29 protein-coding genes and 1 tRNA gene are annotated in these 23,492 nt (G+C 60.0%); 3 read left to right on the forward strand and 27 right to left on the reverse strand.

The genetic code is table 11. From position 1 onward, the window contains the following. Window positions 1-16 precede the first annotated feature (16 nt). From rplR to ACILSI_RS02245, 26 genes are all read right to left on the reverse strand, one after another. Window positions 17-376, reverse strand: coding sequence for a 50S ribosomal protein L18 (rplR, locus tag ACILSI_RS02120; protein WP_395720296.1), 360 nt, complete (start codon window positions 374-376; stop codon window positions 17-19). Window positions 377-391: 15 nt separating this feature from the next. Next, window positions 392-931, reverse strand: coding sequence for a 50S ribosomal protein L6 (rplF, locus tag ACILSI_RS02125; RefSeq protein WP_395720183.1), 540 nt, complete (start codon window positions 929-931; stop codon window positions 392-394). Window positions 932-954: 23 nt separating this feature from the next. After that, window positions 955-1,344: a 30S ribosomal protein S8 gene (gene rpsH / locus ACILSI_RS02130; RefSeq protein ID WP_395720184.1), complete on the reverse strand. Its 390-nt coding sequence runs from the start codon at window positions 1,342-1,344 to the stop codon at window positions 955-957. A 24-nt stretch (window positions 1,345-1,368) separates the two neighbouring features. Further along, window positions 1,369-1,950 (reverse strand): 50S ribosomal protein L5, encoded by a 582-nt coding sequence (gene rplE / locus ACILSI_RS02135; protein ID WP_395720185.1) that lies wholly within the window; start codon window positions 1,948-1,950, stop codon window positions 1,369-1,371. Between the two features lie 90 nt (window positions 1,951-2,040). After that, window positions 2,041-2,325 (reverse strand): 50S ribosomal protein L24, encoded by a 285-nt coding sequence (gene rplX / locus ACILSI_RS02140; RefSeq protein WP_395720186.1) that lies wholly within the window; start codon window positions 2,323-2,325, stop codon window positions 2,041-2,043. Window positions 2,326-2,329: 4 nt separating this feature from the next. Further along, window positions 2,330-2,698, reverse strand: coding sequence for a 50S ribosomal protein L14 (gene rplN, locus ACILSI_RS02145; protein WP_395720187.1), 369 nt, complete (start codon window positions 2,696-2,698; stop codon window positions 2,330-2,332). A gap of 46 nt (window positions 2,699-2,744) precedes the next feature. Next, the gene (rpsQ, locus tag ACILSI_RS02150) at window positions 2,745-3,023 is read right to left on the reverse strand and encodes a 30S ribosomal protein S17 (RefSeq protein ID WP_395720188.1); all 279 of its coding nucleotides are present in this window, start codon (window positions 3,021-3,023) and stop codon (window positions 2,745-2,747) included. A 36-nt stretch (window positions 3,024-3,059) separates the two neighbouring features. Then, a complete protein-coding gene (rpmC, locus tag ACILSI_RS02155; protein ID WP_395720189.1) occupies window positions 3,060-3,278 on the reverse strand; it encodes a 50S ribosomal protein L29 in 219 nt (72 codons plus the stop codon). A 20-nt stretch (window positions 3,279-3,298) separates the two neighbouring features. Then, the gene (gene rplP / locus ACILSI_RS02160) at window positions 3,299-3,721 is read right to left on the reverse strand and encodes a 50S ribosomal protein L16 (protein WP_395720190.1); all 423 of its coding nucleotides are present in this window, start codon (window positions 3,719-3,721) and stop codon (window positions 3,299-3,301) included. Window positions 3,722-3,767: 46 nt separating this feature from the next. After that, window positions 3,768-4,562 carry a 30S ribosomal protein S3 gene (gene rpsC, locus ACILSI_RS02165; protein WP_395720191.1) on the reverse strand — a complete coding sequence of 265 codons (795 nt, stop codon included), beginning with the start codon at window positions 4,560-4,562 and terminating at the stop codon, window positions 3,768-3,770. Between the two features lie 28 nt (window positions 4,563-4,590). Further along, window positions 4,591-5,025 carry a 50S ribosomal protein L22 gene (rplV, locus tag ACILSI_RS02170; RefSeq protein WP_395720192.1) on the reverse strand — a complete coding sequence of 145 codons (435 nt, stop codon included), beginning with the start codon at window positions 5,023-5,025 and terminating at the stop codon, window positions 4,591-4,593. A 30-nt stretch (window positions 5,026-5,055) separates the two neighbouring features. Next, window positions 5,056-5,835, reverse strand: coding sequence for a hypothetical protein (locus tag ACILSI_RS02175; RefSeq protein ID WP_395720193.1), 780 nt, complete (start codon window positions 5,833-5,835; stop codon window positions 5,056-5,058). Window positions 5,836-5,858: 23 nt separating this feature from the next. After that, window positions 5,859-6,137 (reverse strand): 30S ribosomal protein S19, encoded by a 279-nt coding sequence (gene rpsS, locus ACILSI_RS02180; RefSeq protein ID WP_395720194.1) that lies wholly within the window; start codon window positions 6,135-6,137, stop codon window positions 5,859-5,861. A gap of 24 nt (window positions 6,138-6,161) precedes the next feature. After that, the gene (gene rplB, locus ACILSI_RS02185) at window positions 6,162-7,001 is read right to left on the reverse strand and encodes a 50S ribosomal protein L2 (protein ID WP_395720195.1); all 840 of its coding nucleotides are present in this window, start codon (window positions 6,999-7,001) and stop codon (window positions 6,162-6,164) included. Window positions 7,002-7,049: 48 nt separating this feature from the next. Further along, a complete protein-coding gene (gene rplW / locus ACILSI_RS02190) occupies window positions 7,050-7,343 on the reverse strand; it encodes a 50S ribosomal protein L23 (protein ID WP_395720196.1) in 294 nt (97 codons plus the stop codon). A 2-nt stretch (window positions 7,344-7,345) separates the two neighbouring features. After that, window positions 7,346-7,957, reverse strand: coding sequence for a 50S ribosomal protein L4 (gene rplD, locus ACILSI_RS02195; RefSeq protein ID WP_395720197.1), 612 nt, complete (start codon window positions 7,955-7,957; stop codon window positions 7,346-7,348). 17 nt (window positions 7,958-7,974) lie between these two features. Then, on the reverse strand, window positions 7,975-8,628 hold the full coding sequence (gene rplC, locus ACILSI_RS02200; protein WP_395720198.1) for a 50S ribosomal protein L3: 654 nt from the start codon (window positions 8,626-8,628) through the stop codon (window positions 7,975-7,977). 36 nt (window positions 8,629-8,664) lie between these two features. Then, on the reverse strand, window positions 8,665-8,973 hold the full coding sequence (gene rpsJ, locus ACILSI_RS02205) for a 30S ribosomal protein S10 (RefSeq protein ID WP_294398955.1): 309 nt from the start codon (window positions 8,971-8,973) through the stop codon (window positions 8,665-8,667). 38 nt (window positions 8,974-9,011) lie between these two features. Beyond that, a complete protein-coding gene (gene fusA, locus ACILSI_RS02210) occupies window positions 9,012-11,159 on the reverse strand; it encodes an elongation factor G (protein ID WP_395720199.1) in 2,148 nt (715 codons plus the stop codon). A gap of 45 nt (window positions 11,160-11,204) precedes the next feature. Then, complete coding sequence (rpsG, locus tag ACILSI_RS02215; protein ID WP_395720200.1) at window positions 11,205-11,678, reverse strand: 30S ribosomal protein S7; 474 nt, start codon at window positions 11,676-11,678, stop codon at window positions 11,205-11,207. 33 nt (window positions 11,679-11,711) lie between these two features. Beyond that, window positions 11,712-12,116, reverse strand: a complete 405-nt coding sequence (gene rpsL, locus ACILSI_RS02220; protein WP_395720201.1) for a 30S ribosomal protein S12 — start codon at window positions 12,114-12,116, stop codon at window positions 11,712-11,714. 252 nt (window positions 12,117-12,368) lie between these two features. After that, on the reverse strand, window positions 12,369-14,108 hold the full coding sequence (polX, locus tag ACILSI_RS02225) for a DNA polymerase/3'-5' exonuclease PolX (RefSeq protein WP_395720202.1): 1,740 nt from the start codon (window positions 14,106-14,108) through the stop codon (window positions 12,369-12,371). A gap of 72 nt (window positions 14,109-14,180) precedes the next feature. Next, entirely contained in the window at window positions 14,181-14,795 is a 615-nt protein-coding gene (locus ACILSI_RS02230) for a PIN domain-containing protein (RefSeq protein ID WP_395720203.1), read from the reverse strand. Window positions 14,796-14,802: 7 nt separating this feature from the next. Then, window positions 14,803-15,429 carry a DUF2726 domain-containing protein gene (locus ACILSI_RS02235; RefSeq protein ID WP_395720204.1) on the reverse strand — a complete coding sequence of 209 codons (627 nt, stop codon included), beginning with the start codon at window positions 15,427-15,429 and terminating at the stop codon, window positions 14,803-14,805. 189 nt (window positions 15,430-15,618) lie between these two features. After that, window positions 15,619-16,326, reverse strand: coding sequence for a DUF1294 domain-containing protein (locus tag ACILSI_RS02240; protein ID WP_395720205.1), 708 nt, complete (start codon window positions 16,324-16,326; stop codon window positions 15,619-15,621). A gap of 217 nt (window positions 16,327-16,543) precedes the next feature. Continuing rightward, a complete protein-coding gene (locus tag ACILSI_RS02245; protein ID WP_395720206.1) occupies window positions 16,544-17,323 on the reverse strand; it encodes a YdcF family protein in 780 nt (259 codons plus the stop codon). Window positions 17,324-17,515: 192 nt separating this feature from the next. Between ACILSI_RS02245 and ACILSI_RS02250 the strand changes: the two genes are divergently transcribed. The 3 genes from ACILSI_RS02250 (at window position 17,516) to ACILSI_RS02260 (ending at window position 20,031) form a co-directional block, all read left to right on the forward strand. Beyond that, window positions 17,516-19,417, forward strand: a complete 1,902-nt coding sequence (locus tag ACILSI_RS02250; protein ID WP_395720207.1) for a potassium transporter Kup — start codon at window positions 17,516-17,518, stop codon at window positions 19,415-19,417. Window positions 19,418-19,495: 78 nt separating this feature from the next. Continuing rightward, entirely contained in the window at window positions 19,496-19,870 is a 375-nt protein-coding gene (locus ACILSI_RS02255) for a DUF423 domain-containing protein (RefSeq protein WP_395720208.1), read from the forward strand. An 85-nt stretch (window positions 19,871-19,955) separates the two neighbouring features. Further along, a tRNA-Phe gene (locus ACILSI_RS02260) sits at window positions 19,956-20,031 on the forward strand. A gap of 231 nt (window positions 20,032-20,262) precedes the next feature. Here the strand turns inward: ACILSI_RS02260 and secA are convergent. Further along, window positions 20,263-23,487 (reverse strand): preprotein translocase subunit SecA, encoded by a 3,225-nt coding sequence (gene secA / locus ACILSI_RS02265; RefSeq protein WP_395720209.1) that lies wholly within the window; start codon window positions 23,485-23,487, stop codon window positions 20,263-20,265. Window positions 23,488-23,492: the final 5 nt, after the last annotated feature.

Genomic DNA, 23,492 nt, shown 5'->3' on the forward strand with positions numbered 1-23,492 from the left:
AAAGGATGCGGGTGGATTAGAATTTCAGGCCCTTTTCACGGGCGGCGTCAGCGAGGGCTTTGACCTTGCCGTGATAGATGAAACCAGCGCGGTCGAAGACCACTTCGGAGATATTCTTGGCGAGGGCACGCTCGGCGAGAAGCGCACCGACCTTGGTGGCGTTCTCGACGTTGGCCTTGCCAGCTCCGTAGCCTTTTTCCTTGGTGGAGGCCGAAACGATTGTCTTACCAGCAGCGTCGTCGATGACCTGGGCGTAAACGTTCGTGTTGGAGAAATACACAGCGAGGCGGGGGCGCTCGGCGGTGCCGCTGAGCTTGCGGCGGATGCGCTTGTGGATGCGGGCGCGGATGTCTTTGCGATTGGTGAGGGCCATGATGGGTGTCTCCTGGGATTACTTGACGGACTTGCCGGCCTTGCGGCGGATGTGTTCGCCCGCATAGCGGACGCCCTTGGCCTTGTAAGGCTCCGGCGGGTAGTAGGCGCGGATGTCAGCGGCAAGCTGGCCGACGATCTGCTTGTCGATGCCTTCGATGGCGATCTTGGTGTTTTCTGTGACCGTGACCTTCACGCCTTTCGGAATGGGGTGCAGGCGGTCATGGGACTGGCCAAGCTGGAGGTCGATGTGGCTGCCTTTGACGGTGGCACGGAAACCGACGCCATGGATCTCGAGGTTGCGGGTGTAGCCTTGGCTGACGCCAACGATCATGTTGGTGATCAGGCGCTGCGTGGTGCCGTGAAGGGCACGCACACGACGGTCTTCGGACTCGCGGGTGACGTTGATTTGGTTGGCCTCGGTGGCGACCTTGACGCCAAGAGGGAGGGTCCAGGCGAGTTCGCCCTTCGGTCCTTTGACCTGAACGGAACGGTCGTCGCCTAGCTTGATGCTGACCTTGTCAGGGATGCTGATGATTTGTTTGCCTACGCGTGACATGAGGGTTGTGACGGTTTGGAGGTTTACCAGATGGTGGCGAGAAGTTCGCCACCCACATTGGCCTTGCGGGCCTTGGCACCGGTCATGATGCCACGCGGGGTGGAAAGAATGGAAATGCCGAGGCCGCCGAGCACGCGGGGGATCTCGTCATGGCCGACGTATTTGCGCAGACCAGGCTTGCTGACGCGGTCGATCTTGCGGATGACGGGAGTCTTGTCCTGGTACTTGAGCTTGAGCTTGAGACGCGGGTGAGTGGTGTTGGTGTCCACTTCGTAGCCCCAGATGTAGCCTTCTTCCTGAAGGATGCGGGAGAGTTCGGCCTTCATCTTGCTGAAGGGGATGAACACCTGCTCCTGCTGGGCGGAACAGGCATTGCGGATGCGCGTGAGAAAATCTGAAATCGGGTCGTTCATGACGCTGGAAAAAATCGGTTCGGGTTAGGCGGCGGCCTCAGCACCTTCTTGCTTGGGCTGGACGGTGCGGGTGCGGAAGGGCATGCCGAGCGCGCGCAGCATCTCACGGGCATGATCGTCACTGTTGGTGCTGGTGACGAAAGTGATGTCGAAACCGAGGGGGCGCTTGATCTTGTCGAGCTCGATCTCAGGGAAGATGGACTGGTCGGAGACGCCAAGGGTGTAATTGCCACGACCATCGAACGAACGGGGGGCGACACCACGGAAGTCACGAATGCGCGGGATGGCGGTGCGCACGAGACGCATCATGAAGTCATACATCTTGCCTCCGCGCAGGGTCACCTTGACGCCGATGTTTTCACCTTCACGAAGCTTGAAGTTGGCGATGGCCTTCTTGCTCTTGGTGATGATGGGCTTCTGGCCGGTGATGAGAGTGACTTCGTTCACCGCGTCCTCCATCGCCTGCTTGCGTTCGCCCTGGCTGCCGACTGAGCAGTTAACGACGATTTTTTCAAGCTTGGGGACTTCGTGGATGTTGGTGAGGCCGAGCTGCGTCTGCAGTTCGGTGCGTTTCTGTTTGTAGAGGGTCTGGAGGGTGTGTTCCATGGTTCAGTTTCGGGCTGTGCCGCCTTTCCCTCGCCGCCCGGGCCGTTGGTGGCACCGGATCGAGGGGGGAGGCAAATGGGGGGCGTGGATTTAGGCTTTCACCTTCTTCTTGGCAACTTTCTTTTTCTTCTCTTTTACGGGCGCGTCCACGCGCTTGACATTGGAGATGTGGATGGGGCCTTCCTTTTCCTGGAAGCCGCCGTTCTGGTTCTGCTGGGTGGGCTTGATGGCCTTCTTGATCATGCGGACGCCCTCGACGAGGACGCGGTTCTTGGAAGGCTGCACCTCAAGCACGGTGCCTTGGGCGCCTTTGGCGGCTCCGGAGATGACGACGACGGTGTCGCCTTTTTTGACGTGGGTCTTGATTCGGCTCATGGTATTACAGCACTTCGGGGGCGAGGGAGACGATCTTCATGAAGTTCTTGTCGCGCAGCTCGCGCGCCACGGGGCCGAAGATACGGGTGCCACGCGGGTTGTTGTCCTTGTCGATGATGACCATGGCGTTCTTGTCGAAGCGCAGGATCGAGCCATCGGTGCGGCGGATCGGATGCGAGGTGCGAACGATCACGGCGCGGACGACCTCACCCTTCTTCACGGCGGCGGTCGGGGTGGACTCGCGGACGTGGGCGGTGATGATGTCGCCGACGTAGGCGAAGCGGGTGTTTTTCTTGCCGAGCACGCCGATCATCGTGGCCAGGCGGGCTCCGGTGTTGTCAGCCACCGGGATTGAGGACTCCATTTGCAACATAAGCTGTTTCTCCTTCTAAGAGTTCGTGTTTGAAAAAATAAACGGCCTAGTGCTTCTGCACTTCAACCAATTCCCAGCGCTTCAGTTTCGAGAGCGGACGGGTCTCAGCGATGAGCACCTTGTCCCCTTCCTTGGCCTGTTCGCTCTCATCATGGGCGTAAAACTTGGAGGTCTTGCGCACGATCTTTTTGAACTGTGGGTGAGGAACGCGGCGCTCAACTTCAACGACGATGGTTTTCGTCATTTTGTCGGACACCACGACGCCGACGCGCGTTTTGCGCACGGCTTTCTTTTCGGGGACGGTGGGGGCTGTGGCCTCGCTCATGATATTGGAAAATGCTTCAGGGGGTTAGGGCCGGAATCAGGCGGCCTTCTTCGCGGCAGCGGCGTGGGTACGCTCGGTGATGATGGTTTCGATGCGGGCGATCTCCTTGCGGATGTGGGTCAGGCGCGCTGGGTTTTCGAGCTGGCCGCCACCGGCGCTCTGCTGGATGCGCAGATTGAGGGCTTCCTGCTTCAGTTCGCGACGGCGTGCGGAAAGTTCTTCCACAGTCGATTCACGGAGTTCTTTGATCTTCATAAATTCAGTTCGCAGGGGTGTTATTTGTGCAGGCTTTCGCGGGTGACGAAGCGGCAGCGGAGGCCGAGCTTCGTAGCGGCCAGACGGCAGGCCTCGCGGGCGGTAGCCTCGTTCACGCCGGAAATTTCAAAAAGCACATGGCCGGGGAGGACGACGGCCACCCAGAATTCCGGAGCGCCTTTGCCTTTACCCATTCGGACTTCCGGCGGGCGCTGGGTGACGGGTTTGTGGGGAAAGATGCGGCAGAAGACCTTCCCCTTGCGCTTCAGATAGCGGGTGATGGCGACGCGGCAGGCTTCGATGTGGATGTTCTTGATCCAGCCGCGCTCAAGGGTCTGGAGTCCGAACTCGCCGAAGTCGAGCTTGTTGCCGCTGGTGGCATTGCCACCGCGGTTGCCGCGCTGATGCTTGCGATATTTTACTCTGCTGGGTAGAAGGGCCATAGGTCTCGGTCCGGTGAAAAGGGGTTAGTTCAAAAGTGGGATCAGATCATGCCTGGGCAGGCGCAGGAGCCGGGGCGGGGGCACCGTAGCCGCCGCCGCCACCACCAGGACCGCGACCACGCTCACCGCCACGAGGGCCGGGAGCGCCTGGACGACGATCACCACGGTCGTTGTTGCGAGGGCGACGGTCACCGGACGGACGGGAGACACCTTCAGGGGCGTTGCCACGGTTCATCCAGCACTTCACGCCAATGATGCCGTAAACGGTCTTGGCTTCGGCGAAACCATAATCAATCGGGATACGCAGGGTCTGAAGCGGCACCTTGCCCTGGCGGTACCATTCGGCACGGGCGATGTCAGCACCACCGAGGCGGCCGGCGCAGCGGAGACGGATGCCATCAGCACCCATGTCCATAGCGGTCTGCACGGAGCGCTTCATGGCGCGGCGGAAGGAGATACGGCGCTCAAGCTGGACGGCGACGGCTTCAGCCACGAGCTGGGCGTCGAGTTCTGGCTGCTTGATTTCGAAGATGTCGATCTTGACCTGCTTCCCACCGCACATTTCGGAGACCTTCTGGCTCATCACGTCGATTTCCTGGCCTTTGCGACCAATGACGAGGCCGGGGCGGGCGGTGTGCAAGGTCACGCGGACCTGGTTCCAGGCGCGTTCGATCACGATCTTGGAGATCGCGGCCTGCATGAGCTTTTCCTTGAGGTAGGAGCGGATGGCGAGGTCGCTGTGCAGCGAATCGGCATATTCTTTCTCAGGAGCATACCACTTGGAGCGCCAGTCTTTGGTGACTGCGAGGCGGAAGCCGATCGGATTTACTTTCTGTCCCATAAAATGAGGTGGTGCGGTTCGGGGGCGGTTATTCGGAAACTTTCTTGGCTTTGGCGGCCTTCTTTTTGGCAGGCGCGTCACGGCGGGCGGACTTCGGAGCCTTCTTGGCGCCTTCAGTCGCTTCTTCCACTTTCGGAGCGCCGATGATCACGGTGATGTGCGTCATGCGCTTCTTGATCGGGGAAGCCGAGCCACGGGCGCGCGGCATAATGCGGGCGAGGGACGGGCCAGGAGTGGCGATGGCGGACTCGACGATGAACTCGGAAGCATCCTGCTCGTGGTTGTTCTCAGCGTTCGCGATGGCGGAGCGGAGAGTCTTGCCCACGAGGAAGGCTGCTTTCTTTGGAGTGAAGTCGAGAACGCTGAGCGCCTGGGAGACTGGCATGCCGGTGATGGCGCGAGTGACCTGACGGGCTTTCTGCGAGGAGATCCTGGCGTATTTAAGGACGGAACGGACGGACATAAATCGGAGGGTTCGAGACTTGCTGCTTCTTTAGAGGGATTTGTTGAGATCGACACGGCCCCGGTCGCCCACACGGACGGGATCGCTGTTGCTGGCCAGTTCTTGGACCACGGCACCACAGACTGAGTTGCGGACTTCGGTGATGAGGACTTTGGCGATGGGCTTGTCCTCACGGTAAATTTCAAAGGGCATTCCAGGCTTCACACCGTCTTTGGCACCGATGGAGAGGACGGCGATGCCGAGTTCAGTCTTGAAGCTGACCACGCGGGCGTTTTGCAGGTCGCCAGCGGCCTGCTGGTCCTGACCGCCGCCTGCTTTGACGAGCGCTGCATCTGCCTGGCTGATGGATTTGTTGACGCGGTCCTTGGCGGCGGGATCGGCGTTTGGCGCGGCGTTCATGAGGCCCATGCCGGCCTCGGCCACTTCAATGAGAGCCTCAGCGAGGGAGTCGCGCTGCTCTTTCATGATGCGCAGGTCGCTAAGGGCCGCCAGAAGGCGCTCCTGCGTCTGATCTTTGGAGTTTTCGAGGGCGCCGACTCCGAGACCTTCGAGCAGGCCGCGCAGTTTTTCGTAGCGGTCCTTCAACTCGTTGCTTTCGGCATTGGCGGCGGCGGCGCTTTGGGCAAGCGCGTCATTCTTGTCCTTGGCGGACGTTGCCGCAGCCTCAAGCGCCTGAATCTTCGCCGCAGCGATTTGCAGCGAGATGAGCAGCTCCTGGTTTTCGAGCTTGTCATCCGCACGCACGCCAGCCACACCCACCGCGAGAAGCAGTGAGAGGGTGAACCGGGTGATGGAGGGGCGGATGGACATCGGTGTGCTCAGTGCTTCAGGAATTACTTGGCGGCCTTGACGGTGACGGCACCGTGGGACTTGAAGAGACGGGTGAGGGCGAATTCGCCGAGACGGTGGCCGACCATGTTTTCAGTCACATACACGGACACGAAGTCCTTGCCGTTGTGAACGAGGAAGGTGTGACCAACAAGGTCAGGAGTGACCATGGAGGAACGAGCCCAGGTCTTGATAGGGCGTTTCTGCTTGGCGTCGTTGAGCTTGTCCACCTTTTCGAGGAGGGCTTGCTGAACGAAGGGGCCTTTTTTGAGGGAGCGTGCCATGTGAAGGGATGAGTGAGGAATGGATTACTTCTTGGCGTGACGGGTCTGCACGATGAGCTTGTTCGTGGCCTTCTTCTTGTTGCGGGTCTTCTCGCCCTTCGCGTGGCCCCAGGGGCTGAGAAGATGCTGACGACCACCACCGGACTTGGAACGGCCCTCACCACCACCGTTCGGATGGTCGATGGGGTTCATGCACATGCCACGGACGGTCGGGCGGGTGCCCTGCCAACGGGTGCGGCCCGCCTTGGCGCTGACGACGTTCATGTGCTCCACATTGCCAACCTGGCCGATCGTGGCGTAGCAGGTGGAAAGGATCTTGCGGATTTCACCGGAAGGCATGCGAACGAGGGCGAACTCGCCTTCACGGTTGGAGAGCACGGCGGCCTGGCCGGCGGCACGGGCGACGACGCCGCCTTTGCCGGGGGAGAGCTCGATGTTGTGAATCGAGGTGCCGAGAGGGATCTTGCTCAGAGGAAGGGCGTTGCCGACTTCAGGAGCGGCTTTTTCACCGGCCATCACCAAGGCACCCACGCCGAGGGCGTTTGGAGCGAGGATGTAGGCGCGCTGACCGTCCTTGTATTCGACCAGGGCGATACGGGCGGAGCGGTTCGGATCGTATTCGATGCCGACGACCTTGGCGGCCTCGTCACGACGAGTGCGCTTGAAGTCGATGAGACGGTAACGCTGGACGTGACCACCGCCGATGTGACGGGTGGTGATGCGGCCGGTGTTGTTACGACCACCGGACTTGCGGAGGGCCACAGTGAGGCTTTTCTCCGGCGAGTGCTTGGTGATCTCGTCGAAGGAGTTCCACTCCTTGTAGCGATTGGTGGGCGTAGTAGGCTTGAATGTTTTCAGCGCCATGACGGTAAGGTAAGTTAAAAGGTTGAACCAGCGGGCGGAAGGCCCTGATTAAGCGAGATCGAGCTTTTCGCCCTCCTTGAGGCGAACGATGGCTTTTTTCCAATGATTGGTGCGGCCGATGCCTCCGCGGGTGGCGCGACGCTCCTGACGGGCCTTGCCGAAGTAGTTGGCGGTGCGCACTCCAGTGACTTTTTTGCCGAGAAGCTTCTCGACGGCCTGCTTGATGTCGATCTTGGTGGCATCGACATCGACGGAAAACACGTACTCGTTGTTCCGTTCGCCAAGCAGCGTGGCTTTTTCGCTCAGGCGGATGGTTTTGATGACTTTATGAAGGTCTTTCATGATCAGGCGGTCCTCTTGGCAAGGGTTTCGAGAGCGTCACCGGTGACAACCACGCTCGGGTAGAGCAGCAGGTGTTCGGCATTCACGTCGTCAGCAGAGATGAGCTGGACGTTCTGGACATTGCGGGCGGCGCGGAAGGTGACTTCATCAAAGCCTTTGCCGATGAGGAGCACTTTCTTGGCGGTGGTTAGGCCGTTGATGGCGGCGATGAAGCTTTTGGTCTTGCCATCAGCGATGGCGAAGCTGGCGGTGGTGAGCACCTCGCCGTCCAGGATGCGGGCGGTCAAAGCAGCGCGCAGGGCGAGCTTCTTGGTGCTCTTGGGGAGCTTCTTCGCATAGACAGTGGTGTTGCGAGGGCCGAAGACGACGCCACCACCGCTCCAGATGGGGGAACGCTTGCTGCCCATACGGGCGTTGCCGGTTCCCTTCTGATTCCAGAGCTTCTTTCCGGAGCCGGAAACTTCAGAACGGTTTTTAGTGTGGGCGTTGCTTTGACGGCGGTTGGCGCGGTAGGCCACCACGGCATCATTCAGCGCCTGGGAGCCTTTGTAGCCCTCGGTGAGTTGAATGTTGGCCGCCTTGGCGGCGTCGGCTGAGAGAATGGTCGCGGACATGGTTCAGTTCCTCGTGATTATTTTTTGACGACGGCTTTTTTGCCGGGGCGCACCACAACGATGCTGCCTGTGTTGCCGGGGAGGGCGCCTTTGATGAGCAGGACGCCTTCTTCAGGGCGGCTCTGCACGACGACGAGATTCTGCGTGGTGCGGCGGGAGACACCGTCATGGCCGGGCATCTTCTGGTTCTTCCAGACGAGACCAGGGGTCAAACGGCAGCCGATGGAGCCAGGACGACGGTGCATCATGTGACCGTGAGTGGCTGGCTGGCCGGCGAATCCGTGACGCTTCACAACGCCCTGAAAACCCTTGCCCTTGGTGGTGCCGATCACATCGACGATCTGTCCGGCGGTGAAGAGGCCGGCGTCAAGCTTGGCATCTTCAGCGGGGAGCTGGTCGTCGCCGGTGAGGCGGAATTCTTTGACGATGCGCTTAGCGGTGGTGCAACCGTGCTTCTTGAAGTGGCCGAGCAGCGGCTTGCTGACGCGGGATTCCTTGAGCTGGTCGCCATAACCGATCTGCACGGCGCTGTACTTGTCTTTGCCGTCGCTGCGCTTCACCTGAAGAATGGTGTTGCCGCTGACATCGACCACGGTGACTGCCACGGCGTCGCCTTTGGCGTCATAGACCTTGGTCATTCCTAATTTTTTGCCGATCAATCCGAGACTCATGAGTGTGTCCTCCTGGGGTAAAATGGGGTATCCGCGTTAGATCTTGATCGTGATGTCCACGCCGGAAGGGAGGTTGAGCTTCTTCAGCTCATCCACGGTGCGGGAGGTTGGATCGACGATGTCCAGCAGGCGCTTGTGCGTGCGGATTTCGAACTGGTCCATCGACTTCTTATCGACGTGCGGGGAGCGGTTCACCGTGAATTTCTCGATGCGGGTTGGCAGCGGGATGGGGCCGGCGACGCGGGCGCCGGTGCGCTTCGCTGTTTCGACGATGTCGGCAGTGCTCTTGTCGAGCACGCGGTAGTCATACGCGCGGAGGCGGATTCTGATGCGTTGATTGGTCATGACGTGATCCGTGGGTAAAGGGGTTCAGTGCGCGTGGGTTACTTGGAGCCGCCGCGTTGCTCGACGATCTGCTCAACAATCTGGGACGGCACCTGCTCGAAGTGCGAAGGCTGCATCGAATAGCTGGCGCGGCCGGAGGAAAGGGTGCGGATGGCCGTGGAGTAGCCGAACATTTCGGCCAGTGGCACTTCAGCGCGGAGGATGGCGGTGGTACCGCGGCTGTCCATGCCCTGAATCTTGCCACGGCGGCGGTTAAGGTCACCCATGATGTCGCCCTGGTAATCTTCCGGTGTGGAGGCTTCCACAGCCATGATCGGCTCAAGCAGGATGCACTTGGCTTTCTTGAGCGCGTCTTTGACGGCGAAGATGCCGGCCATCTTGAAGGCGTTTTCGTTGGAATCGACTTCGTGGCTGGAGCCATCGACGAGTTCGATGTGAAGGTCGATCACCGGATAACCGGCGATGATGCCATTGAGAGCGGCCTCAATACAACCTGCCTTGGCAGGATTGATGAATTCTTTCGGGATGGTACCGCCGACCACTTTGTTTTCGACGACGACGCCGGAACCCTTCTCACCAGGGCGGACCTTGATGACGACGTGGCCGTATTGACCACGACCACCGGACTGCTTGACGAGCTTGCCTTCGCCATCCGCAGGGATGGTGAGCGTCTCGCGGTAGGCGATCTGCGGCTTGCCGGTGTTGGTTTCGACTTTGTGCTCGCGCTTGAGGCGGTCGCAGAGAATTTCGAGATGCAGTTCGCCCATGCCGGCGATGATGACCTGGCCGGTTTCTTCGTCGGTCTTGACGAAGAAGGTCGGATCTTCTTCCGAGAGGCGCTGGAGGGCGTTGCCCATCTTTTCCTGGTCGCCCTTGGTCTTTGGCTCGACGGCCATGGAGATCACGGGCTCTGGGAAGGTCGGAGGCTCAAGGAGCACGTCGAGGCTCTCATCGCAGAAAGTGTCACCCGTGCGGACATCTTTCACACCCACGAGGGCGGCGATGTCACCGGAGTAACAGCAGTCGATGTCCTTATGCACGCTGGCCTGGATCTGGATCAAGCGGCCCACGCGCTCAGACTTGCGGGTGCGGGGATTGTAGATGGTGTCCCCCTTGCGGACGCAGCCGGAATACACTCGGAAGAAGACGAGGCGGCCAAACTTGTCGGACCAGAGCTTGAAGCCGAGGGCGATGAACTTGCCGTTGTCATCTGGCACGGCGACAACTTCGTTTTCAGGCTCGTCAATGACGTGGCCTTTCTGTGGAGCGATGTCGAGCGGGCCGGGAAGATAGTCGATCACGGCGTCGATCAGATACTGCACGCCCTTGTTTTTGAAGGCGGAACCACCGGCCATCGGGATGATCTTGTTAGCGATCACAGCGCGACGGATGCCAGCCTTGAGTTCCACCGGAGTGATCGGACGCTCTTCGAGGAAGATCATGCCCAACTCGTCATCAGCGCTGCAAGCCGCGTCCAAAAGTTCATCATAAGCGGCCTTGGCTGTGGCGATTTCGTCGCCCTGAAGGTCACGGACGGTGTACTTGGAGCCAAACTTTTCATCGTCAGAGTAGATGATAGCCTTCTGGTTCACCACGTCGATCTGTCCGATAAGGTTTTCCTCAGCACCAATCGGAACCAGAATTGGGAAGGCTGGAGCGCCCAGCTTCTGACGCACATCCTTCACCACGTTGGCAAAGTTGGCTCCGGTACGGTCCATCTTGTTAACGAAGGCGATGCGAGGCACGCCATACTTCTCAGCCTGACGGTAAACGGTTTCAGACTGGGGCTGCACACCGGCCACGCCGCAAAGCACGAAGATCGCGCCGTCGAGCACGCGGAGGGAACGTTCCACTTCAGCGGTGAAATCAACGTGCCCGGGGGTGTCGATGATATTCACGCGAAGGTCTTCCATCTCGCGGGACTTGTAGATGCCTTCTTCCTTGAGCTGCTTCCAGCGCGCCGTCACGGCGGCGGAGGTGATCGTAATACCGCGCTCTTTTTCCTGCTCCATCCAGTCAGTGGTCGCAGCGCCGTCATGCACCTCGCCGATCTTGTGGATCATGCCGGTGTAGAACAGAATACGCTCGGTCAGGGTCGTCTTGCCCGCGTCAATGTGGGCGCAGATCCCGATGTTCCGGGTGCGCTCAAGAGGGTATTCGCGGTTGGGGGAGTTGGGGTTCGACATGGGGTCGGAAAAACGTGAAGAGGACGAAAAACGAGATGGGAGAGATTAGAAGCGGAAGTGGGCGAAAGCGCGGTTGGCCTGGGCCTGCTTGTGAACGTCGTCGCGCTTGCGGACGGCGTTCCCCTGCCCTTGGGCAGCATCTTTCAGCTCGTTGGCAAGGGCGCGGTGCATCGCCTGGCCTTTGCGGCCACGGGCGTAACCAACGATCCAGCGCATGGCGAGGGATTCCTGACGGCGAGGAGAAACTTCGAGCGGCACCTGGTAGGTGGCACCACCGACGCGGCGGGCCTTGACCTCAACACGCGGCTTGGTGTTTTCAATGGCGCGGTTGAAAAGCTCAAGCGGATCGACGCTGTCGGTCTTGTCGTTGAGCTGCTCAATGGCGGTATAGACAATGCGCTCGGCGAGCGATTTCTTGCCGTCCAGCATGATGTTGCTGATGAGCGCTGCGACGAGCTCGCTATCGTAGCGGCTGTCCTTGCGAACCTCTTTGTTATAAACGCGTTTTCTGCGGGCCATGACGTGATGAGATGGAGGGTGAAATCAGAGAAATTACTTCTTCTTAGCGGTGGCGGCGGCAGCACCGGCCTTCGGACGCTTCGCGCCGTATTTGGAACGGCCACGACGGCGGGCTTCCACGCCCAGGCAGTCGAGAGTACCACGAACGATGTGGTAACGCACACCGGGCAAGTCTTTCACGCGACCACCACGCACGAGGACGATGGAGTGTTCCTGAAGGTTGTGGCCTTCACCGCCAATGTAGGCGATCACTTCAAAACCGTTGGTCAGACGAACCTTGGCAACCTTACGAAGAGCCGAGTTCGGCTTCTTGGGCGTGCGGGTCATCACCTGGAGGCAGACGCCGCGGCGCTGCGGGCATTTGGCGAGCGCGGGAGACTTCGACTTCACCGCCTTGTCTTTGCGGCCGTGTCTGACGAGTTGATTGATGGTGGGCATGGTGTGAAAGAGCTGAATTCCGAGGCGTTTATCAAAAGCCGGTTCTGGAAGACAGCGCACCATGCTCTCAACGAGCTGGCGCAGACTTTTCCGGTTCTGGCTCCGATAAGTAAGGCGCACCGTGGTGGACCTTGTTCGTCCAACCTCACAAAGGAGGTCGGGCGGCGGGAGCGCGCATCTTGGCGAGTCCCGGATACTCCGCAAGCAGTAATTCAGTCTTTTTAAAAGAAATCTGCCTCCAGAGCGACGCGCTCAACGTTGCCGCTTCGCTCCCAAGGCCGTTTTGACGTCCGCCAAAGGCAGGCAGTTGATGACATCGTTTCGGGTGAGCCAGCCTTTGCGGGCGGCTTTGATGCCGTAGATCACGGCCTGCAAGCCTTGCGTGCTGTGGGCGTCGGGATTGATGCTGCATTTGACCCCTTTCTCCTTCGCCAGCCGCCACCAGCGCCAGTCCATGTCCAGACGCCACGCGCTGGCATTCAGCTCGATGATCGTGCCCGTCTCGGCGGCCGCGTCGATCACGGCGGGCACGTTGATGGCATAACCGGGGCGTTGCAGCAGCAAGCGGCCCGTGAGATGGCCCAGCATGGTGACATGCGGGTTTTCGATGGCGCGGATGATGCGTTTCGTCATCTCGGCCTCCGGCAGGTTGAAGACGTTGTGAACGGAGGCCACGACGAAATCGAGCCGCGCCATGATCTCGTCGCTGAAATCGAGGCTGCCGTCTTTGAGGATGTCCACCTCGCAGCCGGCGAAGACGTGAAGGTCATCGAGTTCGGCGTTGAGCGCCTGAATTTCCTCGATCTGCGCCAGCAGGCGCTTTTCATCGAGACCGTTGGCCTGGAAGGACGATTTGCTGTGGTCGGAGATGCCAAGGTATTGCAGACCGAGATCACGCGCGGCATCCGCCATCTCACGCAGGCTTGCCTTGCCATCGCTCGCCGTGGTGTGGTTGTGGAAGACGCCCCGGAGGTTTTCGAGCTGCACCAGTCGCGGCAGGCCGCCGTGCTCCGCCGCCTCGATCTCGCCTTTGTTCTCACGCAGCTCGGGTTCGATGAAGTCGAGGTCGAGAGCACGGTAAATGTCCGCCTCGTCATGCACCGGCGGGATGACCGGCGCGTCCGCGTGATCCGGCACCTCGGTAAAGGCATATTCGTTGAGCGACCAGCCGCGATTGAGCGCCCGCTGGCGGATGGCGACGTTGTGCTCCTTGCTGCCGGTGAAATACATCAGCGCAAAGGGGAACTCCTTGCTCGCAACCGCCCGCAGATCGCACTGCACGCCATGCGTGGCATGAATGCTGGCCTTGGTGGGCCCTTGGGCGATGACATCGACGACTTGCGGGAGCGTCACAAAGAACTCGATGACCTTCTCCGGCTGCTTGGTGGAGACGAGGAAGTCGAGATCATGCACCGTCTCCTTCCCGCGCCGGAAACTGCCGCAAATCTCCGCCTGCGACACATTCGGATGCTCCCGCAGCGCCTCCAAAATCTGCTGCACCAGCGCATGCACCTGGTCCTGCTTGAACTCCGAAGCATGCTGCTCACGGAAAGCGATGCTTTCGAGGATTTTCTCCACCGTCTTCGCTCCGAAGCCAGACAGTTTGGCCGCCTCACCGCTTTCACAGGCGCGCCGGAGATCGGCGATGGACGAGACGCCGAGTTCCGCATGCAGCGCGGCGATTTTCTTCGGCCCGAGGCCCTGTACATCGAACAGCTCGAAAATCGTGTCCGGGAACTCCGCTTTCAGCTTCTCGTAAAACTCCAGCCGACCCGTCGTGGCCATCTCGTGCAGCTTGTCACGCAGCGCCTCGCCCAGGCCCTTGATACCCGCGAGCTGGTTCTCCGCCGCCAGTTTCATGATGTCCCCGCTGAAGCTCTCCACCACCTCCGCCCCCGTGCGGTAAGCCCGCACCTTGAAAGGGTTTTCTCCCTGCATTTCAAGCAGCGTGGCAATGCGTTCAAAGATGGCGGTGGCGTCTTCCCGGGTCATGCCGCGCACCATGACGCAGGATCACGGCGGGTGAAGGGAAAAGTGACGCGCACATGAGAACGCGCGTTCATGCTATGCGGTCAAGCTACCGGCCATCAAATAGCTCACCGACTCATTGGAAACCTTGATGACTTTGGATTGACGCAGCTCTTGCAGCACGGCTTCCACGTCCTTTTCCGACAACTGCTCGCGAAAGTGCGCGCTGATTGTGCTGCGGAGTTTTTTGAGCTTACCGGGAAGGCCGCCGGCCAACATGCCCGTCAATTTGCTCCTAACCTGCTGCACACGTTCCTGGAGTGATAAAGACCGAACATCCACTAGCATCGGAAGGCTGGCAAACACCTCACTGCGCGCCGCCATCATTTTCCGGCTTTTGAAATTGGCGACGAGCGCGTCAAAACCTTTGTCCTTGGAGAGGATGTGAAAAAAGCCCTCTGAATCGGCCGCCGCCTGCCCGCCGGTGTGGTGAGCCAGAATGAAATCGAGGGCGTTCTTGCCCACACGTTCGACTTGAACGAGCTCCACCTGAGCGTGGAGTCGATGGACCTGTGTCATCAGTTCCACCGGCACCTTTTTCTGCTGCACGCCGATAAACAGCCAGACCTTGACCGGCTTGCCTTCGATGAGAGCCAGATCAATCTCCTGCACGCTCTCGTAATCGACGAAGATGTAGTTGTTTTTGCTCATGCCAGGATCAGGCGCTCGTAATCGCCTTCTGAATGTCAGCGAATAGCTGGGGTGGATTATAGCCATGAGCGGCTTTGACATGCAGGACTGGCAGTCCGGCGGCCTTGAATGCTTCGTCAACAAACTCATCTCTTTCTTTGCGATCACTCCGCCCGTGAGTGGCGTCATCCAGTTCGATTGCCAAGCGTGGCTTCATCGTCGCAGTTTCACAGATCACAAAGTCCACATGCTTCATGTGAATGCGATTCATCGCGCCCTGATTCGAGTTGGGCTGGCGCGTGAACAGCAGATCACTCAAACGAACCTTCATGGCAATGGTGGCATCCGAAGACAAAACCGAACGCAGCACATGATGAAACGACAGTTCCGCAGGCGTGAGAAACTCATCACGAATGCCATAAGGATAAGCCACCACCTTGCCCGGCTTCAAGGACTGCACGGTCATCGTCTCCGCGCTCTCGTTCTGAGACGATTTCTTCGCAGGCATCAGAAAGCGGAACGCGATCTTCAAAGCCACCACTAGAACAAAGACGAAAAACACCACACCAATCAGCAAGGGCAACCAAGTGTGTATTTGTTTGGTGGCTTCTTCTATGCCACGAACTCCTTGACTCATAATTGGATGGATGGACAAGTGTTGGCACCGGAGTGCTCGCGCAAGCCCTCGGGTTCAGTGAAAGGATTAAAATTTCGCGGCATCCGGTACGATCTGCATGCGATGAAAATCGTGCAAGCAAATGACCGCTTGGCTTTTCACTTTTCTCGTATCAGCACCCAAGCACCGGACTCATTCCTCTCAGTCCTTCAAACACTCGCAGAATTGTCATTCGTTCCTGTGCATCTGCGGGTGTTTTCGAGTTTCCGTGAGCCCCCACGAGAAGTCGTTGATGTGTGTGCTGATCGAAGTGCCCGCGACGTGCTTGATCAAGGCACGCGAAAGCCGCCAGTTCTGAAGCGAGTCGTAGGCGGCGAACTGGTGGATGAGGATGATCAGCAAGAAGATGAACTGGTAGCTGCCCTTGGAGCACTTGTGCCGCAAGTGGCGCTGCGCCAGCCAGGCCCCCGGCCAACCGCCGAGAAGTTCCAGCACATGCAAATGCGCCTCGGGGATGCGCCAGGCTCGCGTGCGGGCACGCCGTTTGTCGCTGGCATAGGCGGCGTAAGTGATCAGCGAGATCGTCAGCGCATAGGCCGTAGTCTTCCACAGCTCGATGGGCAGGCGTTGAACGGCAATCGCAGGGAGTCCCAGCATGGCACACAGCAGCAGCAAACTCAGAAAGCCCGTGCCATAACCTCTGCCGAGATCGGAAACAGCGTTCTTCGCGCAATGCCGCCCCTGGGCGTCCTTGCCGAGGATGAAATGCACTTCCTCACCCACCTCCGGCGTGCGGTTGGGACCGGAGTACTCACGGCGATGCAAGAACACCTGTTTGTCCGCCCATTGCAGCCAGCCATAGCCCTTCTCCGTGTTCCATTCGACGACTTTGGCGCGCCAGTCAGGCTTCGGCATTGCTCGGGGGCGGCGTCTCATGGGTGGCACATCACAGGTGGTAAATCTCCGCACCGGTCTTCATGCTGTCACGCGACTTTCCTTCCATTGTTTGTGACGCGGATTTCAGAAGCGGAGCGCTTCTGCCGTCCGAAAGAGGACCGCTGTACAACGACAATCCTGCTCTGCACTTTGGCAAAACTGCGCAGCCAAGGCGCAAGGACGCGCAGGAATGACCCGCCGGAAGCCCGCTGCGCCCTCAAATCCACCCCCGCAGGCGGTAGGCGTACCAGCCGATAATTTCATGCAGCCAGGTCTCGAAATGGAGGAGGTGGGTGGCGTTCGGGACCCCGATCCAGTGCAGCGGACGGCCGCGCATGGGGGCGCTGGCGTAGTTGCAGGGCACGGGGAGCACGGGAACGCCGGCTTTAGCGAAGACCGCGTGCGTGCGGGTCATGTGATAGGCGGAGGTGACGAGAGCGACGCGCTGCCAGCCGTTTTCCCTGGCGAGCGCGGCCACTTTAACGGCCTCGTCATGGGTGTCGGCGCAGCCACCGAGGCTCTCCACGGGAACGGTGGTCAACTGCCAGGCCTGGAGCCACTCCTTGGCACCGTCAGCCTCGGCGACGATGCGTCCATCGGTGGTCTGGAACAGGCCGCCGCCGATGATGAGGCGCTTCCCCTTCCCCTGCCGGGCGAGGGTGAGCGCGGTGAACAGGCGATCCGCGCCGTCTTTGAGGTGCATGCCGGAGGGCTCCCTGGCCGACGGCTCCAAGCCGCCTCCAAGGACCACGATGGCATCACACTCCGGCAGCGTGGCGAGATCGACCGACGGCCAGTCGTCCTCCAGGGAGGCGAGGAGGAGATGCGGCACGGGCAGCGCAGCGGTGACGGTAAGGAGCAGCCAGGCCGCGCCGGGCAGCAGAGCGGCACGCCAGCGCCGGTGACGCAGCGGCAGGATCGTCAAAAGGGTGAGCACGATCCAGACGAGGCCGACCGGCTCCATGAAATCGACCCAGGCTTTGAGAAAAGGGATCATCGGGAGAGAAAGCCCGCCAGTACCGCCTTCCGACTGATTTACAAGGGGCGTTTGCAGGCGCTTTCCTCCCTCTGGCGCTGTTCATCCGCCTCCCTGACTGTGCCGAACTGCCTCTTGCATGATGCGGGCGGCTGGGTAACAACAGCAGTCCCTTCAACAAACGGGCTTCGGAAGCTTCTCCGAAGACGCCTCATGTCAGAACATAAAAACTCAAACAGTTGGTCCCTCGCGCTGGTAGCGCTGGGAGTGGTTTTCGGGGATATCGGCACCAGTCCGCTCTACGCGCTCAAGGAATGCCTGCATCACGCCAAACCCACGCCGGGTGATCCTCTCGGCGTACTCGGTCCGCTCTCCCTGATGTTCTGGTCGCTGATCGTGATGGTCTGCTTCAAATATCTTGGCTTCATCACCCGTGCCACCAACCAAGGCGAGGGCGGCATGTTTGCCCTGCTGACCCTTTTCCGCTCCGCCAAGGATCGATTCAAACCGCAGACCAGCGGTGCCATCGTGCTGATCGGCATTTTCGGTGCCTGCCTGCTGTACGGCGACGGCATGATCACCCCGGCCATCTCGGTGCTCTCCGCCGTGGAGGGCCTAGCCCTATTGGACGCCAAGTTGGGCACCGATCTGGCGCATTACGTCGTCCCCATCTCCGCCGGGATCATCATGAGCCTGTTTCTTGTGCAGCGGCATGGCACCGCCCGCATCGGCCAGGCCTTCGGGCCGATCATGGTGCTCTGGTTCCTCACCCTCGCCGTGCTCGGCATCATCAACATCAGCAGCTACCCCGGCGTGTTTTCGGCCCTGTCACCTCATCATGGGATCAACTTCCTGCTGCACCATGGCCACGAGAGCTTCGTGCTCATGGGGCTCGTACTGCTGGCCGTGACCGGGTGTGAGGCCATGTATGCGGACATCGGCCATTTTGGCCGGCCGCCGCTGGTGCGGAGCTGGTACTTCATCGTGCTGCCGGCGCTCATGCTGAACTACCTCGGGCAGGGAGCGCTCGTCCTTTCAGATGTGAATGCAGCGCTCCAGCCGGGGTACCACCACTTTTTCAGCCTCGTGCCGAAGGCCGCGCTGATCCCCGTCATCATCCTGGCCACGGCAGCCACCATCATCGCCTCCCAGGCCATGATCACGGGCGTGTACTCGCTGACGCAGCAGGCCGTGCAGCTCGGCTACCTGCCACGCCTGAAGATCATCCATACCAATCCCGACGTGCGCGGCCAGATCTACATGCCGCAGGTGAACTACCTCCTCATGGTCTCCTGCCTCGCGCTGGTCTTCCATTTTGAGTCCTCCACCAATCTCGCCGCCGCCTACGGCCTCTCCGTGGCGCTCGACATGACCTTCACCAGCCTGCTGTTCTTCCTCGTCGCCCGCGAGGTCTGGCAGTGGTCGCTCTGGAAAGCGGGCATCCCGGTCATCATCTTCCTCATCCCTGAAATCGGCTATGTCTCCGGCAGCCTGCTCAAGTTCATGGCCGGCGCCTGGTTCCCGCTCGTCATCGGCCTCAGCATCTGGATCATCATGAAAACGTGGACGGACGGACGGGCCATCCTCTTCCAGGCCATGCAGCGCGGCCGCCTGCCGGTGCAGTTCCTCGTGGATGAGATCAAGAAAGACCGCATCATCCGCGTGCCAGGCACCGCCGTCTTCATGTCTGCCAGCGCGGACGGCCTGCCGCTGGCGCTGCTGCACCATCTGAAGCACAACAAGGCGCTGCACCAGCAGGTGGTGCTGCTCACCGTGCGCTTTGAGCAGGTGCCCTACATCCAGGACGAGACGCGCCATGAGATCAGCGAGTACCACGACGAGTTCTACCGCGTGGTCCTGCGCTACGGCTTCTCCGAGTCCCCGAATGTGTTTGACGACCTCTGCCAGGCTCTGAGCGAGAAGACGAAGGTGAAGCGCAACGGAATCACCTTCTACCAGAGCCGCGAGGTGCTGCTGACCAACGGTCCCGGCAAGATGGCCGCCTGGCGCAAGAAACTCTTCGTCATGCTCTCCCGCCTCTCCCGCCCCGCCACCGGCTACTTTGAGCTTCCGCCGCGCCAGGTCATCGAACTCGGCATTCAGTTGGAGGTTTAAGCCCCGAAGGACGCCACCAGAGCGAGCGTAACAGCATTCGTCATTCCTCCGCCTCTCAACCAGCATCCACTTTCCACCATGTCCCCCGATCCCCTGCGCCTCCGTGTCTCCGCCCTGTTGGGTTTCCTCGCCATCTCGCTGGGCGCCTCCGGTGCTCACGGCCCGGTGCATGAGAAACTGAAGGCCGCCGGAGAGCTGGAACACTGGGAGACCGCCCTGCAATACCATCTACCGCATGCCGTAGTGCTCTTGCTGCTCACCTTCTTTGCCAGCAGCAAACGAACGATGGTCTGGGCCTGGCGCATGATCCTAGCCGGCGTGCTGCTCTTCAGCGGCTCGCTCTATCTGCTCGCCTACACCGGCACCAAATGGCTCGGAGCCATCACCCCGCTGGGCGGCCTGAGCCTGATGGCCGGGTGGACGCTCATCGCGCTGTCAGCGAAGGGAAAATGAGCGGCTGAAATCAATCTTGGGGCAAGGTGAAAAACCCGTTGCGCCAGGATTGAAGCATGCTCCAATAGCGGCCCTCGAAGTCAGAGGCTCGGTAGCTCAGTTGGTAGAGCATGGGATTGAAGATCCTAGTGTCGGCGGTTCGATCCCGTCCCGAGCCACCACTTCAAAGAAGTGGTTCTTCAGTAGGCGATAAAACAAGCGAGGTTTTGATTGCATCACTTCGTGATGCTCACAGAGACGCGATGTCGTCCTTTTGAGGCAAGGCCACATCCGCCGCTGGCTCGCCGCAACCGGAGAGCAGCATTATCCACAATAAAGGATGAGCCATGGGATCAGACGCATGGAAAACCATGCCTGCACGCCCCCCCCCCACAGTCAACGCGACCTTGTTTTTACGCGATGCGTCCGCAGCACTGCTTGTACTTCTTCCCGCTGCCACAGGGGCAAGGGTCGTTGCGGCCAATGTTGGTGGCTTTGGGCTTGGGCTTGTTCGTGGCGGTGGGGATGATGAGACGCGGACCGTCTCTGCCTGGATTGGGGGCCGTCTCCTCCTCACTTTCCTCCTCGATTTGTTCGCGGCGCTGCTGCGGCGCGGGGGCTCCGCTCTGCTGGGCAGCAAGCTGGGCGAGGAACTGCTCAAACGCGGCAAGCTGCTGCGTGCTGCGGAAGAGGTTGCCGAGCACCTCGCCGTTGATGTTGTTCATTAGCTCCGCGAAGATCGTGAAGGCCTCCTGCTTGAACTCCACCAGCGGGTCTTTCTGGCCGTAGGTGCGCAGGCTGACGCCTTCCTTCAAGGCATCCAGCGCATACAAATGCTCCTGCCACAGGCGGTCGATGGCGTTTAGGAGGATCATCTTCTCGATCTCCTGCAAGGCGGTCGGGTTGGCGTTGCCGACCTTCACCTCGTAGGCGTTGAGGATTTTTTCCTTCAGCCAGGCGGACTTGGCGTCGAAATCGAGCGCCTTGAACGCATCGTCAAAATCGCGCAGACCGATCGGGAAGGTGGTGTTCACCCACTGGAGCAGGTTGTCGTAGTCAGCCTCGGCGTCGTCCTTGAGATCCTTCGGCACGAAGACGCTGAGACGCTCGGTGATGCCTTTCTCGACGGCGTCGTTGATGAGAATGCGGGTGTCGTTGCTGTTGAGCACGTCGTTGCGCCACTCATAGACGACTTCACGCTGCTGATTCATCACGTCATCGTATTCGAGGACGCGCTTGCGCCAGACATAGTTGCGCTGCTCGACGCGCTTCTGGGCGGTTTCGACGCTGCGGTTGAGCCAGGGGTGCTGAAGCTCCTCGCCCTCCTTCATGCCGAAGCGCTCCATCATCTTCGTCATGCGCTCGGCGGCGCCGAAGTTGCGCATGAGGTCGTCTTCAAAGCTGAGGAAGAATTTGCTCTCGCCCGGATCGCCCTGACGAGCACTACGACCACGCAACTGACGGTCCACACGACGTGATTCATGACGTTCCGTGGCCAAAACGAACAAACCACCGAGTTCGGAAACCCCTTCACCCAGTTTGATGTCGGTGCCACGACCGGCCATGTTGGTGGAGATCGTCACAGCGGCGCGATGACCGGCGCGGGCGACGATTTCGGCCTCTTGGCGGTGATACTTCGCGTTGAGCACGTTGTGCGTGATCTTTTGCAGCTTCAGCATGCGCGAGACCATTTCAGAGGCCTCGACACTGGCGGTGCCAACGAGCACGGGCTGCCCTTTGGCGTTCAATTCGCGGATCAACTCGATCACGGCGGCAAATTTCTCGCGGCGTGTCTTGTAGATGCTGTCGTTGTGATCCTTGCGCTTCACCGGCCGGTTGGTCGGGATGGTGAGCACATCGAGATGGTAGATGTCGTGGAACTCGGCCGCGTCTGTTTCCGCCGTGCCGGTCATGCCGCCCAGCTTTTGATAAAGGCGGAAGTAGTTCTGAATCGTGATGGTGGCGAGCGTCTGCGTCTCGGCATCAATCTGCACGCCTTCCTTCGCTTCCACGGCCTGATGCAGACCATCGCTCCAACGGCGACCGGCCATTTTACGGCCCGTCTGCGCATCGACGATGATGACCTTGTTCTCCTCGACGACGTACTCGACGTCCTTCTCATACAGGCAGTAGGCACGGAGCAACTGGCTGATCTGATGGATGCGCTGGCCTTGATGGGAGAGGCGGTCCTGCATCTCGGTCTTCTTGCGCTGACGGGCTTCTTCAGAAAGCGAGGTGTCGCCGTCGATCTCGGAATACACGGTGGCGATGTCCGGCAGCACAAAGGCGTCCGGCTCGTCGGGGCTGAGGAAATTGCGCCCCTGCTCGGTGAGATCGGCATCGTGGCTTTTTTCCTCGATGAAGTAGTATAGCTCTTCCTTGAGCTTGAAGAACTCGACCTTCTGCGTGTCCGCGTAGAGGCTCAGCTCGGCTTTTTCCATCGCACGGCGGAGTTCCGGCTCCTCCATGCAGCGTGTGAGGGCGCGGTTCTTTGGCTGCCCCATGTGAACCTGGAACAACTTCAAGCCGGCCTGCTCCAACTCGCCTGCGGCGGCGGCTTCCTTGGCCTCGGTGACCAGACGATTGCACAGCGTGTTCTGGCGGCGCACGAGCTGCTCCACGAGGGGCTTGTAGCGCTCGTACTGATGATTGCTCTCGGCGGCCATGACCGGACCGCTGATGATCAAAGGCGTGCGCGCCTCATCAATGAGCACGGAGTCCACTTCATCAACGATGGCGAAGTAATGGCCGCGCTGCACCTGCTGCTCCTTGCTGGAGGCCATGCCGTTGTCACGCAGGTAGTCGAAGCCGAACTCACTGTTCGTGCCGTAGGTGATGTCGCAGCGGTACTGCTCGGCGCGGATGTGGCTGGGCTGGTCGTTTTGAATGCAGCCGACCGTGAGGCCGAGGAATTTGTACAAGCTGCCCATCCACTCGCTGTCGCGACGGGCGAGGTAGTCATTCACCGTGATGACATGCACTCCGCGGCCGGTGAGCGCGTTGAGAAACACCGGCAGTGTGCCGACAAGCGTCTTGCCTTCACCCGTGGCCATTTCAGCGATCATGCCGCGATGCAGGGCGATGCCGCCGACGAGCTGCACATCGAAGTGAACCATGTTCCAGCCCAGCGGCTGGTCGCAGACGACGATCTCACGGCCACACATGCGACGCGCGGCGTTTTTCACCACGGCGTACACTTCTGGCAGGATATCGTTCAGCATCTTTTGCTCGATGGCATCGAAGTCAGGCTGGATCGTGTTCCATGCCTCGCGGGCGCGGTCGATGTGCTGCTTCTTCTCGTCAAAACCCACCGTGCGCCAGCGGCCCTGGGCGATGTAGTCATCCTCCAAGGACGGGAAATGCTGCTTCAAGGCGGCGAAGTAATGCTCCACCTGCTCCAGGCAGGCATCCACGGCCGCTTCATCCGCAATGCGCAATGAGACCCCTCCGAGGAATGGCGGTGTGTGGAATGCACGGAACTGTGCCTGCCATTTCTGGGTGCGCTCGCGCAGCGCTTCCTCAGGCTCGTTTTGAAGCTGGGCCTCGATGCGGTTGATCTCGGTCACTGTGGGAGTGAGCCTGCGCACAGTGCGCTGGTTCTTGGTGCCGATGATTTTTCTGATGATCCAGTTGAACATGATAG

The organism is Prosthecobacter sp. (assembly GCF_044232965.1).
Taxonomy (GTDB): Bacteria; Verrucomicrobiota; Verrucomicrobiia; order Verrucomicrobiales; family Verrucomicrobiaceae; genus Prosthecobacter.